General features: G+C 27.7%; 18 protein-coding genes. All 18 read left to right on the top strand.

What is annotated here, in order from left to right; all coding sequences use genetic code 4:
* Positions 1 to 2382 (top strand): phenylalanine--tRNA ligase subunit beta, encoded by a 2382-nt coding sequence (pheT, locus tag MPUT_RS01380; RefSeq protein ID WP_014035016.1) that lies wholly within the window; start codon positions 1 to 3, stop codon positions 2380 to 2382.
* Positions 2382 to 2903 (top strand): DUF177 domain-containing protein, encoded by a 522-nt coding sequence (locus MPUT_RS01385; protein ID WP_014035017.1) that lies wholly within the window; start codon positions 2382 to 2384, stop codon positions 2901 to 2903. Before pheT ends, MPUT_RS01385 begins: the two co-directional genes overlap by 1 nt.
* Before the next feature lie 18 nt (positions 2904 to 2921).
* Complete coding sequence (gene rpmF / locus MPUT_RS01390; RefSeq protein ID WP_014035018.1) at positions 2922 to 3101, top strand: 50S ribosomal protein L32; 180 nt, start codon at positions 2922 to 2924, stop codon at positions 3099 to 3101.
* 140 nt (positions 3102 to 3241) lie between these two features.
* Positions 3242 to 3673, top strand: coding sequence for a division/cell wall cluster transcriptional repressor MraZ (mraZ, locus tag MPUT_RS01395; RefSeq protein ID WP_014035019.1), 432 nt, complete (start codon positions 3242 to 3244; stop codon positions 3671 to 3673).
* Complete coding sequence (gene rsmH / locus MPUT_RS01400; protein WP_014035020.1) at positions 3673 to 4602, top strand: 16S rRNA (cytosine(1402)-N(4))-methyltransferase RsmH; 930 nt, start codon at positions 3673 to 3675, stop codon at positions 4600 to 4602. Before mraZ ends, rsmH begins: the two co-directional genes overlap by 1 nt.
* 1 nt (position 4603) lies before the next feature.
* Positions 4604 to 5806 carry a hypothetical protein gene (locus tag MPUT_RS01405; protein ID WP_014035021.1) on the top strand — a complete coding sequence of 401 codons (1203 nt, stop codon included), beginning with the start codon at positions 4604 to 4606 and terminating at the stop codon, positions 5804 to 5806.
* Positions 5807 to 5884: 78 nt separating this feature from the next.
* Entirely contained in the window at positions 5885 to 7009 is a 1125-nt protein-coding gene (gene ftsZ / locus MPUT_RS01410; RefSeq protein ID WP_014035022.1) for a cell division protein FtsZ, read from the top strand.
* A 10-nt stretch (positions 7010 to 7019) separates the two neighbouring features.
* Entirely contained in the window at positions 7020 to 7469 is a 450-nt protein-coding gene (locus MPUT_RS01415) for a cell division protein SepF (RefSeq protein ID WP_014035023.1), read from the top strand.
* A gap of 145 nt (positions 7470 to 7614) precedes the next feature.
* Complete coding sequence (locus tag MPUT_RS01420) at positions 7615 to 8964, top strand: M20 family metallopeptidase (protein ID WP_014035024.1); 1350 nt, start codon at positions 7615 to 7617, stop codon at positions 8962 to 8964.
* A gap of 295 nt (positions 8965 to 9259) precedes the next feature.
* A complete protein-coding gene (gene rpsB, locus MPUT_RS01425; protein WP_014035025.1) occupies positions 9260 to 10165 on the top strand; it encodes a 30S ribosomal protein S2 in 906 nt (301 codons plus the stop codon).
* Positions 10166 to 10195: 30 nt separating this feature from the next.
* The gene (gene tsf, locus MPUT_RS01430) at positions 10196 to 11086 is read left to right on the top strand and encodes a translation elongation factor Ts (protein ID WP_014035026.1); all 891 of its coding nucleotides are present in this window, start codon (positions 10196 to 10198) and stop codon (positions 11084 to 11086) included.
* Between the two features lie 5 nt (positions 11087 to 11091).
* The gene (locus tag MPUT_RS01435) at positions 11092 to 11682 is read left to right on the top strand and encodes a hypothetical protein (protein ID WP_014035027.1); all 591 of its coding nucleotides are present in this window, start codon (positions 11092 to 11094) and stop codon (positions 11680 to 11682) included.
* 202 nt (positions 11683 to 11884) lie between these two features.
* Positions 11885 to 12598 (top strand): UMP kinase, encoded by a 714-nt coding sequence (pyrH, locus tag MPUT_RS01440; protein ID WP_014035028.1) that lies wholly within the window; start codon positions 11885 to 11887, stop codon positions 12596 to 12598.
* Positions 12599 to 12608: 10 nt separating this feature from the next.
* Positions 12609 to 13157 (top strand): ribosome recycling factor, encoded by a 549-nt coding sequence (gene frr / locus MPUT_RS01445; protein WP_014035029.1) that lies wholly within the window; start codon positions 12609 to 12611, stop codon positions 13155 to 13157.
* A 13-nt stretch (positions 13158 to 13170) separates the two neighbouring features.
* Positions 13171 to 14832 (top strand): arginine--tRNA ligase, encoded by a 1662-nt coding sequence (gene argS, locus MPUT_RS01450; protein WP_014035030.1) that lies wholly within the window; start codon positions 13171 to 13173, stop codon positions 14830 to 14832.
* A gap of 104 nt (positions 14833 to 14936) precedes the next feature.
* The gene (gene rdgB, locus MPUT_RS01455) at positions 14937 to 15536 is read left to right on the top strand and encodes an RdgB/HAM1 family non-canonical purine NTP pyrophosphatase (RefSeq protein ID WP_014035031.1); all 600 of its coding nucleotides are present in this window, start codon (positions 14937 to 14939) and stop codon (positions 15534 to 15536) included.
* A 9-nt stretch (positions 15537 to 15545) separates the two neighbouring features.
* A complete protein-coding gene (locus tag MPUT_RS01460; RefSeq protein WP_014035032.1) occupies positions 15546 to 16094 on the top strand; it encodes a tRNA (cytidine(34)-2'-O)-methyltransferase in 549 nt (182 codons plus the stop codon).
* Positions 16094 to 16948, top strand: a complete 855-nt coding sequence (locus MPUT_RS01465; RefSeq protein ID WP_014035033.1) for a Cof-type HAD-IIB family hydrolase — start codon at positions 16094 to 16096, stop codon at positions 16946 to 16948. The genes MPUT_RS01460 and MPUT_RS01465 overlap by 1 nt, the downstream gene beginning before the upstream one ends.
* Positions 16949 to 16951: the final 3 nt, after the last annotated feature.

Consider the following 16951-nt stretch of genomic DNA (forward strand, 5'->3'; position numbering starts at 1 on the left):
ATGATTATTACTAGAAAATGACTAGCACAATTTTTAGATCTTGAAAATATTTCAAATGATCAGATTAGTTTGGCATTGAATTCTCTTGGTTTTGAAGTTGAACAAACTTATGATTTAGACGCTTTAAATTCTGAATTATTACTAGGATTGGTAGTTGAATCAAAACCAATTGCTAATACACATTTAAAAATTAATAAAGTTAAACTTGCTGATCAAATTTTAGAAATTGTTTGTGGAGCTGAAAACATTGGTGTTGATCAATTTGTAATTGTTGCTCCAATTAATTCAACTATCAGTAATGGCTTAACACTAACTTCAAAAACAATTCGTGGTTATCAATCACAAGGAATGGTTTGTGCTTTAAATGAAATAGGAATCTTTTCAAGTTCATTAACTGAATCTGAACTAAAAAATATCTACCAAGTTTCTGACAATCATTTAAATTTAAATACGCTAACTGGTCAATCAGTCAAACCAATGATTAATTTAGATGATTTTATATGAGAAGTAGATCTAACTTTAAATCGTAGTGATTGTTTAGCTAGTTTTCAATTATTAAAAGAATTAGCAAACTATTTTAATTTATCAATCACTAATCTAAATTCAGAATTTAATCACTTTACTAATAACGATTTAAAACTAACAATTGAAATAGATCCAAAACTTGAACAGTTTATTAGAACTGTTTCTTATTCAGAATACCAGTTAAAAAAGTCTGTCAAATTAAATTCAAAAGATGATCTTTGATTAAAGTTAAATCACACTAAAACAACTGGTGATATTATTAATGACTTAGCTTTAAAAACAGCAATTCAAACTGGTCAAAATTTAATAGTTATTGATCAGAACAAACTAAAAGATTTTAACTTAGAAATTAAACAAGTGAGATGAAATGATCTTGAAGTGTTAGCCGTGGTTTCAAATGATCAAATTATAAATGTGATTGGTTTAGAAGTTGAAGAGCATTTTAGAGCTGATAATAACTCTCAAAATATTGTTGTTTTAATGTTAAATCTTGATCCAACAATTATGAGAAAACAACAAAAATTGTTAAACACTTCAACAATTATGTTGCAAAGATATACTAAGCCAATCAACCCAAACTTATTTGAATTAGCTAACAAAACCTTTGCAAATGAACTAGACTACTATAATTTAGTTAATAAAGCTAGTCAAGTAAAAATTCTTAAAAAGACATTTGAACAGAATAACAAATTTGTTGTTGACTTAGATAGAATTAATACTTTATTAGGAACTGAGTTTAGTGTTAGTGAAATTCAAGCATTATTTAAAACTTTAGATTTTAAAATTACAGCTAATGATCAACAACTAACATTTGAAGTGGATGAAAACCGAATTGATTTGTATGGAGTTAATGATATTTGTGAAGAAATTGCTAGGTTGTATGGTTATGATCAGATTAAAGAACAACCTATAGATTTTAAAACAAACAGAGTTGATAACAAATTTGATCTAAAATTAGAAGATAAATTAACTAACTATTTAATAGGACTAGGGTTTAATAACACAAAAACTTATTCATTAACTGATCACCAATCAGCTGTTAATTGAAACTTATTTAAAATTCAAAATTTAATTACTTTAGAAAAACCACTATCTAAATTAAGAACTACTTATAGAACTAATTTAAGTAAATCTCTAATTGACACAGCAATTTATAACGCAGCTAATAACAACAAGCAATTAAAACTCTTTGAAATTGCTGATATTTATGGTTTTAAAGAACTTAAGCAAAGACATTTAGCGTTTCTAACTACTTCAGATATTTTTCAAGATAAATTATCAGATAATAAAATTAGTGCTAATTTTTACTATAACAAAGCAATTTTAGAAGCAATTTTTAGATTATATAATTTAGATTTAAATAAATTAGAATATCAGATCAACCAACAACAAATTGATCAAATTCATGCTTTTGTCAATGCTACTATTAAATATGATCAACACCTATTAGGATTTATTTATCGTTTAAATCCTGATTTTGAAGCTCAACATAAACTCGAACAAACAATTGTTGTTGAAATTAATTTAGATAATTTAAATAAATTTGCTAACAAAACAATTCAAATAGCAACTTTATCTAAATATCAAAGTTCAAAACGTGATGTTTCTATTGAGCTTGTAAATGATATCAAATACAGTGATTTTATTAAAAAGATAATTAAAAATGTTAAGTACCTAACTAATGTGCAAGTAATTGATCAGTATGTTGATCAAAAATTAGCAAGTGAAAATAAAAAATCATTGACTATTCAATTTACTTTTAATAGTTTTGATCACCAATTAACCGAACAAGAAATTAATGATCAACAAAAAATTTTACAAAAAAATATTTTAGATTTAGAAATTACAATAAGATAATGAAACTAGTATTTACAAAAGAAGAACTATTAAAAAATAAACATTACCAACTAACAGGTGATTTAGACAATCTAGATCAAGTGGTTTGTACTAACACTTTAGTTAAATCAATTGATTATGTTAATTTTGATCTTGATCTAGATTATTTAGATGCGATTGATTCAGTTAAAGTCGTTGGTGTGATTAATTTTACTGTTTCAGCAACTGACGCCAGAACCGGAGAATTAATTAAATATAGTAATCATCTTGACTGAGATGATGAATATAGTTTTAATAAAAAACTTGACTCAACTTACAACATTATTTTAAAAAACGAGTTTGACTTATTTGAATATATTATTGAACAAATAAATATAAATTTACCTTTAAACTTATCTGTAAATAATGATATACTTAATAAGTACGGTTTTGGATGGACTTTATTAAGTGAAGAAGCTTTCGAAACTGAAAAACAAAATAAAGTTGATCCAAGATGAGAAAAACTTGATGAATTTATACTGACTAAAAATAAAAAGCATTAATAAGGAGGTGTAATTAACATGGCAGTACCATTTAGAAAAACTAGTAAAGCAGCAAAAAACAAAAGAAGAAGTCATTTAGCTTTAACTACTTCTGCGATTGTTTCATGCACTAATTGTGGGGCTATGATAAAACCTCACCGTGTATGTAGAGAATGCGGATTTTATAAACAAAAAGAAGTTAAAGTTGTTGAAGCTTAATTATGTAATTTTAAATGCGCAACCTAAGGTAAGGGTTGCTTTTTTATTGCAAGACTAATAATATCCAATGATCTTTTAACTTTTTTATACTTATAGTGTTATATTAAATATATAAAGTGTATCAAAGTGGGTGACAATTGATGCTTTTTGGTACTTATAAACATTGTTTAGATACAAAACAACGTCTGACACTACCTGCTAAACTAAGAATTAAATTAGCTAACCCGGTTTATATCACTAAAGGTTTACAAGCAGATCTTGAAATAAGGTCAAAACAAGAATTTTTAAATTGACAAGCAACTGTACTTGATTCACATTTAAATGATAAAGAATTGAAAGATTTCCAAAGATTAATCCTAGCAAATACACTTGAAATTTATATTGATAATGCTGGAAGAATTAAAATTCCCAAGACTTTTATTCAAGATTCAAATCTAGAAAAAAATGTTTTTATCTTTGGGCTTGGTGATCATTTAGAAGTCTGAAGTCAATCAAAATATGATCAACATAAAAAACAAGCACTAAGTTTAGTTAAAAAAATTAATTATAAACTTACAAGAGGTGATTTATAATGCATGAACACACTCCAGTTTTACTAACAGAAAGTATCGATTATTTACAGATTCATCCAGATAAAATTTATGTTGATTGTACGTTAGGTCGTGCTGGTCATGCAAGCGAAATTTTAAAAAGACTCTCAAATAAGGGCAAGTTATTTTGTTTTGATCAAGACCAACAAGCAATTATTAAAAGTAAAGAAAAACTTGAACAAATTGCAAACAATTTTCAAATTATTGAAGCAAATTTTAATAATATTTCAGTAGCTCTAGCGTTAAATGATGTTTTTAAAGTCGATGGTATTTTATATGATCTTGGTGTTTCATCTGCTCAATTTGATACAGCTGAGCGCGGTTTTAGCTATCGATTTGATGGACCATTAGATATGAGAATGGATCAAAATAATAACCCACTAACAGCAGAGTTAGTTATTAATAGTTATTCTGAAGCAGAACTAGCAAACATTATTTATAAATATGGTGATGAAAAATTTGCAAAACAAATTGCAAAGCAAATTATTTTGTCACGTCCAATCACTTCAACGCTACAACTAGTTGAAGTGATTAAAAAAGCATTACCTCAAAAAGTTTTAAAACAACAAAAACATCCTGCAAAAAAAACTTTTCAAGCACTGAGAATTTGTGTTAATAATGAACTTATTGTCTTACAAGAATCACTTGCTCAAGCTCTAGAATTATTAAATTCAAATGCAAGATTATGTGTGATTACCTTTCATTCATTAGAAGAAAAAATTGTTAAAAATCTTTTTAATAAAGCAACTGATTATCATCAAGATCAATTACTAGAAAGATTACCTATTAAAGTTGAATCTAATGCAAAATTTAGATTAGTAATAAAAAAACCAATTACACCAACTATTCAAGAAATAAGTAATAATAAAAGAAGCCACAGTGCTAAACTATGAGTAATTGAGAGAAAATAATATGAACACACAAAATTTATACCCAATTGTTGAAATTAGAAAACATTCAATTAAATTTGAAGTTATTAAGTTTTATAAAGATCAAGTTATTATTATTTTTGAAAAAACTTATTATGGTGATGGCTCTGATTTACTAACTAGCCAAGGAGCTGTTAAAGATCCGAGTCTTGTAAGTAAATTTTTAGAACAAAGTTTTAATAATTTTGATCAAACCTTTAAAAATCTTAAATTAAAAGATGTTGGTTTAATTCTTCCTAATAACATTTCAATTATTAAAAAAACAATTGATTATGATCTAGGCCAACAAGAAGCTGGTAAGCTAAAAAACTTAGCTAATCTAAAGTTAATTTTAAAAAAATCTGAAAAACTTTACGATAATAATAAAATTACTCAAAATTTCAAAATCTTAGATAACAAAATTTCAGAATTAATAGTTGATAACCAACAAATTGATCTAAATAACTTAGCTAATCTAAAATTTAATAATCAAAAGCTTGCTATTGTTTTATCAATGATAGCAATTAATAAACAAGTTTATGAATCACACGAAAAAACTATTAGTAAAATTAATAAAAAAATTATGTGATCAAAACCCAAAATCTTTACTTTGCACGAAATGATTACTGATGAATCAAAAAACCATAAAATCATTATCGATTGAAGATATAGTGAAATTGAAATAGGTGTTTTTCAGAATGCAATTTTAAGTAAAGTTGTCAAATTACCATTTGGTGTTGAGCAAATTGTTTATGAAATTAGTCAGTTTATGGATACTGATTTAAATCTTGCTTCTAAATACATTTTTAATAACATTGATTTTAGTTCTGAAAATCTTACAAATATTAAAGTTTTTAGCAAATGAAATAAAAAAACAAATACTTTAGATGTAATTACAGCTGATAAACTAAAAACAAAAATTGAACAAGAAATTCAAAAAATCTATCAACAAATTAAAAACACATTACTTGAAACAAAACAACAAAATTATCATATTTATAATTTTGGAATTATTTGTAAAATACCCGGAATTAAAACTGTGATTTGTACAACAGAATGTGATGATGTTCGTTCTAAATCTTGAATAGGTGATTTTATTGTTGGTGGTGATTCTTGTTCATTGGTAGGTCTTGCTAGATTTGTAAGCAAAAATCCTATTCATAATTCTGATGATTTATTAAAAAATGAAGAATATCAAACTTCATAGTATTTACTTAATAGTTATAATTTAAATAGACAATCTTAGCAATAAAGCAGTTAGTATATTAAGAAAAGAGGCCTAAAAATGCAAAACATAGTTAATCAAGTAGCAAAAATCAAAGTTATTGGTGTTGGTGGTGGTGGTAATAATGCTGTTAATAGAATGTTTGTTGAAAAGGTTCAAGGTGTTGAATTTTATGTTGCCAATACTGATGCTCAAGTTCTACAATCATCACCAATTCCAAATAAAATTCTTTTAGGTGAACAAACTACCAAAGGACTAGGAGCTGGAGGAAATCCTGAAATCGGAAAACAAGCTGCACTTGAAAGTGAATCACTAATTAAAGAAGCACTACAGGATGCTGATTTGGTCTTTATTGCTGCTGGTATGGGTGGTGGAACTGGAACTGGTGCTGCTCCAATTGTTGCTAGAATTGCACAAGAATTAGGAGCTTTGGTTGTTGCAGTTGTTACAAAACCATTTCAATTTGAAGGAAAAAATCGTATCAATAATGCAAAACTTGGCTTAGAAGAAATTAAAAAACACATCGATTCAATCATTGTGATTTCAAATAATAAATTACTTGAAAATATCGGTTCAATTCCTATTGCTGACTCATTTAGACAAACTGATGCAATTTTAAAACAAGGAGTTCAAACTATTACTGATCTAATTGCAGTACCTGCAATGATCAACTTAGATTTTGCTGATATTAAAAATGTGATGTCTAAAAAAGGTGATGCTTTATTTGGAATCGGAATCGCTTCAGGAAAAGATAAAGCAACTCAAGCAGCCAAAAAAGCAATGTCTTCTTCATTATTAGATGCATCTATTGCTGGTGCTAAAGATGTTATTGTTAATATTACTGGTGGGGCTAATGTTAGTTTAGATGATGCTTATGATGCAGTTGATGTCATTAACCAAGAAGCTAATAATAAGGATCTAAACATTATTTTCGGTATGGCTGTAAATGATGAGTTAACTTCAGATGACGAAATCATTGTTACTGTTATTGCTACTGGATTTAGTGTTGATCAACAACAACAAAATAAAGAACAAAACCCAACTTCAAATTATCGATCAACAAATTTAGAAGCAATTATTAAAAACAAAGATCAACAACTTGATGATGATGAATTTGATGAGCAAACCATTTCATTTACAGTTGATGACGACGATGATGAAGACTTTCCAACATTTTTAAAATAGGAGAAATACTATGTGGTTTAAAAAGAAAAAAAGGCAAGCTCTTGAAATTACTGATATGCAATATGCTAACAGTTCAATTGATCAAGAATTTTTAGAAGCTACTAATCAAGATTATCAAAACCCAACTTCAATTAATAATGAACTTTACACTCAAAATAATCACTCAGAATTTGATGATCAAACTAAATATCAAACTACTGATCATTACTTTGAACAAAGCTCAACTATTAATCACGATATTTCATCAAACGCTAATATCTTTACACCAACTAAATTTTCTGAAGTGCAGTTAATAACTGACACATTATTAGAAAATAAAGTTGTTTTAGTAGATTTAAAAAATCTTGATACAGATACTAAAAAACGTTTTAAAAATTTTATTGCTGGTGTGTTATACGTTAAAAATGGTGAATATATTAAATTACATGAAATGATTTATAAATTTATAATTAGAAATTAGCATCTTAAAGATGCTTTTTTATTAATTTAAGCTTTTAAATTTCAACTAATGAATGATACTAGTTTTGATTTGTCTTATTGTTTAGTAAGCTAATCTTTAAAGTATTATAAAATAATAAAAAGAAGTTTAATAAAAGGAGAAAGTTATGAAAATTGATGAAAAAGAATTAATATCTAATTATTTTGCTCAAGCACTACAAGAAACTAAAAAGTTAATTACCATTCCTTCTTTTCTAACCAAAGCAACTTCAGATGCTCCATATGGCCAAGCTACTAAAAAAGCTTTAGATTATGTGATTGATCTTGCTAAAAGATTAGGTTTTGACACCTATCAAGATCCCCAAAACCGTTATGGATATTTAGATTATGGAACTGGAGAAAAAACTTTTGCAATTCTATGTCATTTAGATGTTGTTCCACCAGGAAATCTTGACAAGTGAATAACAGATCCTTTTGAAGCTATTGAACAAGATAATAAATTAATTGGACGTGGTGCTTTTGATGATAAAGGACCAACTATGATGAACTTATATGCTTTAAAATATTTAAAAGATAAAGGTTTTAAATCAGAAAAATACAAGATTAGAATGATTTTTGGACTAACTGAAGAAACTACTTGACAATCAATTAAAGCCTATATTGCAGATCACGGAAATGCTGATGCTGGGTATGTTCCAGACGGTGAATTTCCAGTAGTTTATGCTGAAAAATGAATTGTCAATTTAGATATTAAATCAACAGCCAAAACTGAAATTGAAATTACAGGTGGAGTTGCTTATAATGTGATTTGTGACACAGTAGTTTATAAAGGTCCAAAAATCAAAGAAATTCAAAAATACTTAACTGAGCATGAGATTAATAACTCATTAGTTAAAAATAAACTAATCGTTTATGGAAAAGCTGGTCATGCAAGTTTGCCTTGACTAGGAATTAATGCAGCAACTTTTTTAGCAAAAGCAATGTATGAAAACCAAGTTCATCATCCGATCACTGATTTTATTGCTAAAGATATGCATTTAGATTTTGCGCTTAGCAACGTTTTTGGTGATATTAGTGACGAAACAGGAGAATTAACCCAAAACATAGGAAAGATTGAAATTAAAGACCAAAAAGCAACTCTTGGAGTTAATTACCGAGTTCCAGTATTTACCGAGCCTAAACAAATTTTTATTCCAACGTTAAATGATTATTTAGAAAAACTAAATTTAACAACTGAAGTTGTTTCAATTGAAGATAGTGTCTATGTTCCTAAAGATTCAGAGTTAATTAAAAAGATCATGAAAGTTTATCAAGAAGTGACTGGTGATCTTGAAGCCAAACCTTTAGCTATTGGTGGTGGAACTTATGCTAAAGCAATGCCAAATATAGTTGCTTTTGGAGCTGAGTTTGATATTGAAGAATCAACAATGCACGCATATAATGAATATGTTAGAATTGATGATTTAAAAAAGATGTTAGAAATTTATGCTAAAGCAATTGTACTGTTAACTGAATAATACTACCTAGCTTTGCTAGGTTTTTTAATAACTAGCAACATCTATGTTATTTATTAAATTAAAGCTAAAACTAAAAATCAATTTTTACTAGCTTTTGATAGTAAATTTTATAAATGCTTGTTTAGATTATTTTCAAAATGATGATAGAATTAGTATGTTGATTATAAATAAAAATTAAATCAATACAGAAATAAGGATTCACATTCCTAGTGCTCAAATTTAATAAAACGAGTGGTGTGTGTTGGAATTATTTTGAAGTCTTAACAAATTAAATAAACAGAAAGGTTATTTATAAATGGCAAAAGAAATTACAAGAGATGAACTATCTGCTGCTGGTGTTCAGTATGGTCATCAAACTAAAAGATGAAATCCTAAAATGGCTCCATATATTTACGGAGTCAAAAATAAAAATCACATTATTGATTTAGAAAAAACCATTGTGCAATTAAATGCTGGTCAAAAATTACTAGAAAATTTAGGTACAAAACAACAAAAGATTTTATTTGTAGGAACTAAACGTACTGGTAAAAATGCTGTTAAAGAAGCTGCATTAAGAAGTGGAAATTTCTATATTAACAATAGATGATTAGGTGGAACTTTAACTAACTTAAAAACTATTTTAATTAGAATTAAAGCTTTGTGAGAAATTGAAGAAGAAGAAAAAAAAGGACGTTTAGCTTTAAGACCTAAAAAAGAACAAATTAAAATTTTAAAAGAAAAAGCTAAATTAGAAAAATCACTAGGTGGAATTAAACAGATGCATAAACTACCAGCTGCTTTAGTTGTAGTTGATCCTAAAGGTGATGAAATTGCAGTTCGTGAAGCAATTAAACTAAAAATTCCAGTAATTGCAATTTGTGATACAAACGCAGATCCAGATATGGTGACAGTGCCAATTCCAGGTAATGATGATTTACAAGAAGCAGTAAACATTATCATTAATTCACTAGTTGAAGCTTATGCAGAAGGCGCACAAATTAGAATGACTCCATCTGTGTTAAAAACAGTTGCTCCAAAAAGAGAACCAAGACCTGAAAGAATCAGACCTGAAGCTAGACCTGAAGCTAAATCAGAAGCTAACAAAGTTGAAGTTGAAGCTAAAAACCAGCAAGTAAAAACAGAAGTTAAAAAAGAATTAAAGTCTGAAGCTAAAACTAAAGCAAAATCTGATTCAAAACCAACCCAAGAAGTTGCAAAATAATTAAACTAGATATATAGAAAGGATTTAAGTATGCCAATCGATGCAAAATTAATTAAAGAATTACGCGAAATCACTCAAGCAGGGATGATGGATTGTAAAAAAGCTTTAGAAGCAGCAAATGGTGTAATTGATGATGCGATAGTTTGACTAAGAGAAAATGGTTTAGCTAAAGCTGCTAAAAAAACTGATCGTATTGCTGCTGAAGGAGTAGTTTTTGCAAAAGAAAATGACAAAAAAGCAGTTATTTTAGAAATTAATTCTGAAACTGATTTTGTTGCAAAAAACGAAAAATTTACTACATTAGTAAATGATATTGCTGATAGTTTATTAAATTCAGATGCAGCGACTTTAGAACAAGGATTAGCTGTAGTTATGAAAGATGGACAAACAATTGAACAAAGTTTAGTTTCAGCAACTGCAACAATCGGTGAAAAAATTGTTTTAAGAAGATTTGTACTAGTCAATAAAGAATCTAAAAAAACAAGTATTTATAACCACGCAAATAAGCGTGTTTCAGTACTATTAACATTTGATACTAATATTGAGTCAAGTGATGCTTATAATGTTGCAATGCACGTTGCGGCAATGGCACCAAAATATATTAGTATGCAACAAATCCCAACTGATTTTAAACAAGCTGAATTTCACATTATCAAAGAACAATCAAAAGATGATCCTAAGCTAGCAGGAAAGCCAGCTAATGTTTTAGAAAATATCTTAAACGGAAAATTAGCAAAACGCTTAGCTGAAATTAGTTTATTAGATCAAGCATTTGTTGTTGATGAAAGTTTTAAAGTGGGACAATTTTTGTCAGACAAAAAGACAAATATAGTTGAAATGATAAGATATGAAGTTGGAGAAGGAATTGAAAAGGTTACTACTAACTTTGCTGATGAAGTAGCCGCACAATTAGGGAGATAAAAATCATGCAATTTGAAAATAAAACATCTTTAGTAATTTCTATTTTAATGATGTGTTTTACATTAACAATAGTTGGAATTTTTTCATATTATTTATACAAATTTAGCAAAGAAAAATTTATTGCAAAAGCAGTTAATAAAATCTTTTTTATCACATTTTCTGTAATTTGTTTTATTTCATTTGTACTTTCAATTACAGGAATAGCTTTATTTGAAAGTGCGAACAAAAATAGTAATTCAACAGAAAGTTATCAAGGACATTTATTAGGGGTTAATATTAGTTCAATTATTCTTTTACTAATCGGAATTGTATTTTTAATCTTTTTTGTTCATCATTTTGCAATTAAGCTAACTGAAAATGCATTCTTATTTTTGGGTGAAAAAATTGATTATAAAGACGTAACTAGCATCATTCTTGATCCAAAAACTAATAATTTATACATCAATTTTAAAACCGCAAGATCTTTTAAAAGAATTAAATATACAGCTAAATGTAACTTTAAAAAAGCTATTTTAGATAATGCTGATAAACTAAATTTAACTGTACAACCAGCTGATGCTGATCAATACTTTAAAGAATTAACAAAGAAAAATTAATCATTAAAACAAACTACAAATAACTAGATAAACTCACATTTAATTGTGAGTTTTTATTTTCTAAAACTGCAATTAAGCACTAGTTTTAAAATAGTATTATTAGTTATTTGATTTTCAAAAGATGCTTTTTTTATATAGAATTAAAGATAGTATTTTTTATATAATTAATTAAGAATATTTTTAATTACATTTGAGGTGAAAAATGAAATATAAATATCAAACTATTCTCTTAAAATTAAGTGGTGAAGCTTTAAAAGGAGATAGTGAAGTTTATGATAAAAAATGTTTAGAAAACATCTCTAGACAAATTATTGAATTAGCAAGAAATGGTTTGAGGTTAGCAATCGTTGTTGGTGGGGGAAATATTTGAAGAGGTAAACTTGGTCAAGAGCTTGCAATGCCACAAATTAATGCTGATTATATGGGTATGCTAGCAACGGTGATGAATGGGCTTGCTTTAGAAAGTACTATTAGATCTATGGGATATGATAAAGTTAATATTTACTCATCTCTACCAATTCAAACAGTAACTAATGATTATAATTTTAAAAAAGCAAGAATTAAAATGAGTGAAGGTTATATCGCTATTTTTGTTGGTGGTACAGGTTATGCTTATTTTACAACTGATACTAATGCAGTGATTAGAGCTTATGAAATTCAAGCAGAAGCAATTTTAATGGCTAAAAATGGTGTCAAAGGAGTTTATGATAAAGATCCTAGAACACATAAAGATGCTAAATTTATTAAAAAAATTTCTCATCAAGATGTTGTTGTTAAACAACTAGGTGTGATGGATTTAACAGCTGCAGCTTTGGCAAAAGATGCTAATTTAAAAATTGAAGTTTTTGATATGTCAGGACAGAACAACATTATTAAAGTATTACAAAATCAATTAGAATCAACTATTATAGAATAGGAATAAAAAAATGACAGAACTAATTTTAGAAAATGCTGAACTAGAAATGAATCAAACTATTGAAGCATACAAACAACACTTAAAACAAATAAGAACAGGTAAAGCCAATGGATCAGTTTTAGATAAAGTGATGATCAATTATTATGGATCATTAATGCCTTTAAACCAAATTTCACAAATTACTACTCCTGAACCTCACCTAATAGTAGTCAAACCTTATGATCGAAATATTATCACCGAAGCAGTTGGAGCAATTCATAAAGCAGATTTAGGATTAAATCCTATGAGTGATGCTGAACTAATTAGAATTCCGATTGTACCCTTAACTGAAGATCTTCGTAAAGATTTGGTTAAGAAAGTGCAAAAAGAATTAGAGCAATATAAAATAAGAATTCGTAATCTTAGAAGAGATGCAATTAATCAAGCTAATAAGACTGATGGTTTGTCAAAAGATTTAATAGCTGATCTAGAAAAGCAAATCCAAAACTTAACTGATAAAGCAATCAAACAATTAGATGAACAAACAAAAGTAAAAGAAAAAGAATTAATGACTTTATAAAAGGAAAAACAATATGACAACAATTATTGAAATGTTTAAACAAGATTTAAAAAATATTTGTAATCAATTAAACATTAATAAAGAACCAATTGTTGAAATTAATAAAAATAATACAGCTGGAGTTTTAGCAACAACCATTGCACTGATAAGTTCAAAACTAGTAGCTAAAAAACCAATCGAACTAGCTGAAATCTTTAAACAAGAATTACTAAAAACTAACAGATATCAAAGTGTTGAGATTGCTGGGTCTGGGTTTATTAACGTTTTAATAAAACCAGAATTATTATCAACAGTTATTAATAATATTTTAACTGCTAAAAAAGACTATGGGCAATTACCTGATCAAAACTACACAATTAATATTGAGTATGTTTCAGCCAATCCAACCGGGTTTTTACATGTTGGACACGCAAGAAACGCAACAATTGGATCAGTTTTAGTCAATCTTTGAAAAAAAGCAGGTAATAAAGTTCAAACTGAATATTATATTAATGATGCAGGAAATCAAATTAACATTTTAGCTGTCACAGTTTTTGTTCATTATCTATGAGCATTGGGAGTTAAAGCACAAAAACCAGAAAATAGTTATAGTGGTGAGATGTATGATGATCTAGCAAAAATGCTAGTTGAGCAATATCAAGACAAATTTAAAGATCTTAGTTATACTGAAAATCAAATTGCTGATCCTTTGGTTCATGATATTTTTAAACAGCAAGCTGTGAAGTATTTTTTAAAAGCAATCAAACAACAATTAAAAAATTTTGGTGTTGAAATTGAGCACTGATCAAGTGAACAAGAAGTTTATGATATTAACCAAATTGCTAAAGTTTTAGAGTTATACCAACAAAAAGACGCGCTTTATCAAAAAGATCAAGCAATTTGGTTAAAAACAACTTTATTTGGCGATGATAAAGATCGTCCATTAGTCAAATCAGATGGGACTTATACTTATATCACTCCAGATTTAGCAACTCATAATTTAAGAATTCAAAGAACAAATGCTGATAAACTAGTCAATGTTTGAGGTGGAGATCATCATGGATATATTCCAAGAATGCGTGCTGGATTAGCACTATTGGGTTATGATCCTAACATTTTAGACATTGAAATGGTGCAAATGGTTCGTTTAATTAAAAATGGTCAAGAATTTAAAATGAGTAAAAGAAAAGGAACTGCTGTTTGACTAACTGATATTCAAGAAATGGTTGGAAAAGACGCTTTGAGATATATGTTAGCTTCTAAATCATCAAGTTCACATATGGATTTAGACTTAGACTTGGTATCTCAAAAAAATGCCTCAAACCCAGTTTATTATGCTAAATATGCAACAGCTAGATGTAATTCGATTTTAAAACAAGCAAAAGAAAAAAATCTTGATTTTAATTTTAAACCAACCAACTTATTAACTCATGAAAAAGAAATTGAATTATTAGTTACTTTAGATAATTTCACAGAAGTGATTAAATCAGCTGCAAAAAACTACGCACCTCATCAAATTTGTGATTACATTCAAATAATTGCCAAACAATTTCATTCATATTATGCAGATATTAAAATTATCGATCAGGCTAATATCGTACTAACAACAGCAAGACTAGGGTTAGTTAAAGCTGTTTTACAAGTATTAGAAAATAGTTTTGATTTAATTGGAATTGAAGCCACAAAAGAAATGTAACAACTTTTAAAAAGATTTAAACTCTATATTCATTAGAATCTAGAGTTTTTTATTAAAAAAAATTATTTAAAATAAAAGTAGAACCAATATCTAGGTACATAAAAATGACTAAAAAAATTATTTGAATAGCTACTAATAGCAAAAATAAAGCACAAGAATATCAAGAAATTTTAAAAGACTGAACAGTTAAAACTTTATTAGATTTAAAAAATTATCAAGAAATTGCTGAAAATGGCTCAAGTTTTGAACAAAACGCAATGATTAAAGCAAAAGCTTTAGCAAAACAAATTAATGGTATTGCAATTGGAGATGATACTGGAATTTGTGTTAAAGTTTTAGATGATTTTCCGGGCATTTATTCTAAAAGATGAGCTTATCCAATTACTGATCATGTTGAGATTTGTCAAAAACTTTTAGAAAAGTTAAAACCCTATCAACACCAAAAACAACGAAAGGCAAAAATGGTGACTGCAATTGCTTTTTATGATGCTGTTAATGACAAAGAATTGGTTTTTTCTGCAACAGTTGAAGGTTATATTGCCAACGAACTTAGATTAACTAGTTCTGGCTTTGGTTATGATTATATTTTTATTCCTAAAAATAGTAATAAGACTTATTCAGAAATGACTTCTGAACAAAAAAATAATAACTCTGCAAGAAGACAAGCAATTGATCAATTTTGTGAATTTATAAGTAATTATTAAGGAGTATTTATGATTAGTAAAAAGAAATTACACATAGTTTTATACCAACCAGAAATCGCGCAAAATGTTGGAGCAATCATGAGAACTTGTGTTGCTATTGATGCAAAACTACACATTATCGAACCTTTAGGATTTATTTTTGATGAAAGACATCTATCTCGTCCTAGTGCCAATGAGTTTAAATTTGTTGATTGTACTAGATATGATGATTGAAGTGATTTTATCTCAAGACATCCAAACACTAAATTATATTGTCTATCAAGATATGGTCAAAAACCACTTTCAGATTTTGATTTTACTAGCGTTAATGATGATGTCTTTTTAGTTTTTGGTCGTGAATCAACTGGAATTGCCAAACAAATTATTAAAGATAATTTTCAGACAACTTTTCGTATACCAATGACCGCTCAAGCAAGAAGCATTAACATTGCAAATGCTATGGCAATTGCAAGTTATGAAGTACTAAGACAATGAGATTATTTAGACTTAGCTAAACATGAAGTACAAAAGGGAAAAGATTATATTATGTCTGATGCATGAAAAGGAGTTGAAGACTAATGACTAATTATTTTTATGTTTTAAGTGATCTAGATAATACCATTGCTAGAGATGATTTAACTATTAGTTATCAAACTATTAAATCAATTAGAAAATATCAAAAAGCTTCTAATTATAAATTTAGTTTTTGTACTGGACGAGTTGATACATGTAATAAAAAACTTGCTAAGCAACTAAAAGTTAAACTACCAATCATCGCTTGTAATGGTGCGTTAATTACTGATTTAAAAACTAATCAAGTTCTACATGCTGAATATTTAGAGAGTCAATCAACAGCTGATCTTGTTAAAATGTGTTATCAACATCAAATTGATATTGTTTGTTATGCACCTAATATGATGATCGGCACAGCTAATTCAAAAAGATTAGAAAAGTGACAAAATTATTTAAATAAGCTTAAAAAGAAATATCATTGAAAGATTTTAAGATTTGATTCATTATTAGAAGTTGCTGAAAAAATTAGAACTAAAGAACTTCAAGTTGTGGAATTAATAGTTAACTTCGCAAATTTAAACCAAACTGAAATTCAACAAAAACTAAAACTATTTGATAATTATCTAGACAAAATTGATCTAGTACAATCATTGCCATTTTTATTTAACATAATGAAAAAAAACGTCAATAAACTAACAGGGCTAAAAAAGTGAGTCGAGCTTTGTCAAATTGACTATCAAAAAGTAATTGTTTTTGGAGATAATCATAATGATCTTGAGATTGTTCAAGCTGTCGAAAAGGGTTATGCTGTTGGTAATGCTGTTGAGCAACTAAAAAGAGTGGCCTATCGAGTTTGTGGTTCAGTAGAAGAAAATGGTGTTGGAATTGAGCTTGAAGAGATTTTAAGACAAAGTAATTAAAGG

Origin of the sequence: Mycoplasma putrefaciens KS1 (genome assembly GCF_000224105.1) — a bacterium.
Classification (GTDB): domain Bacteria; phylum Bacillota_I; class Bacilli_A; order Mycoplasmatales; family Mycoplasmataceae; genus Mycoplasma; species Mycoplasma putrefaciens.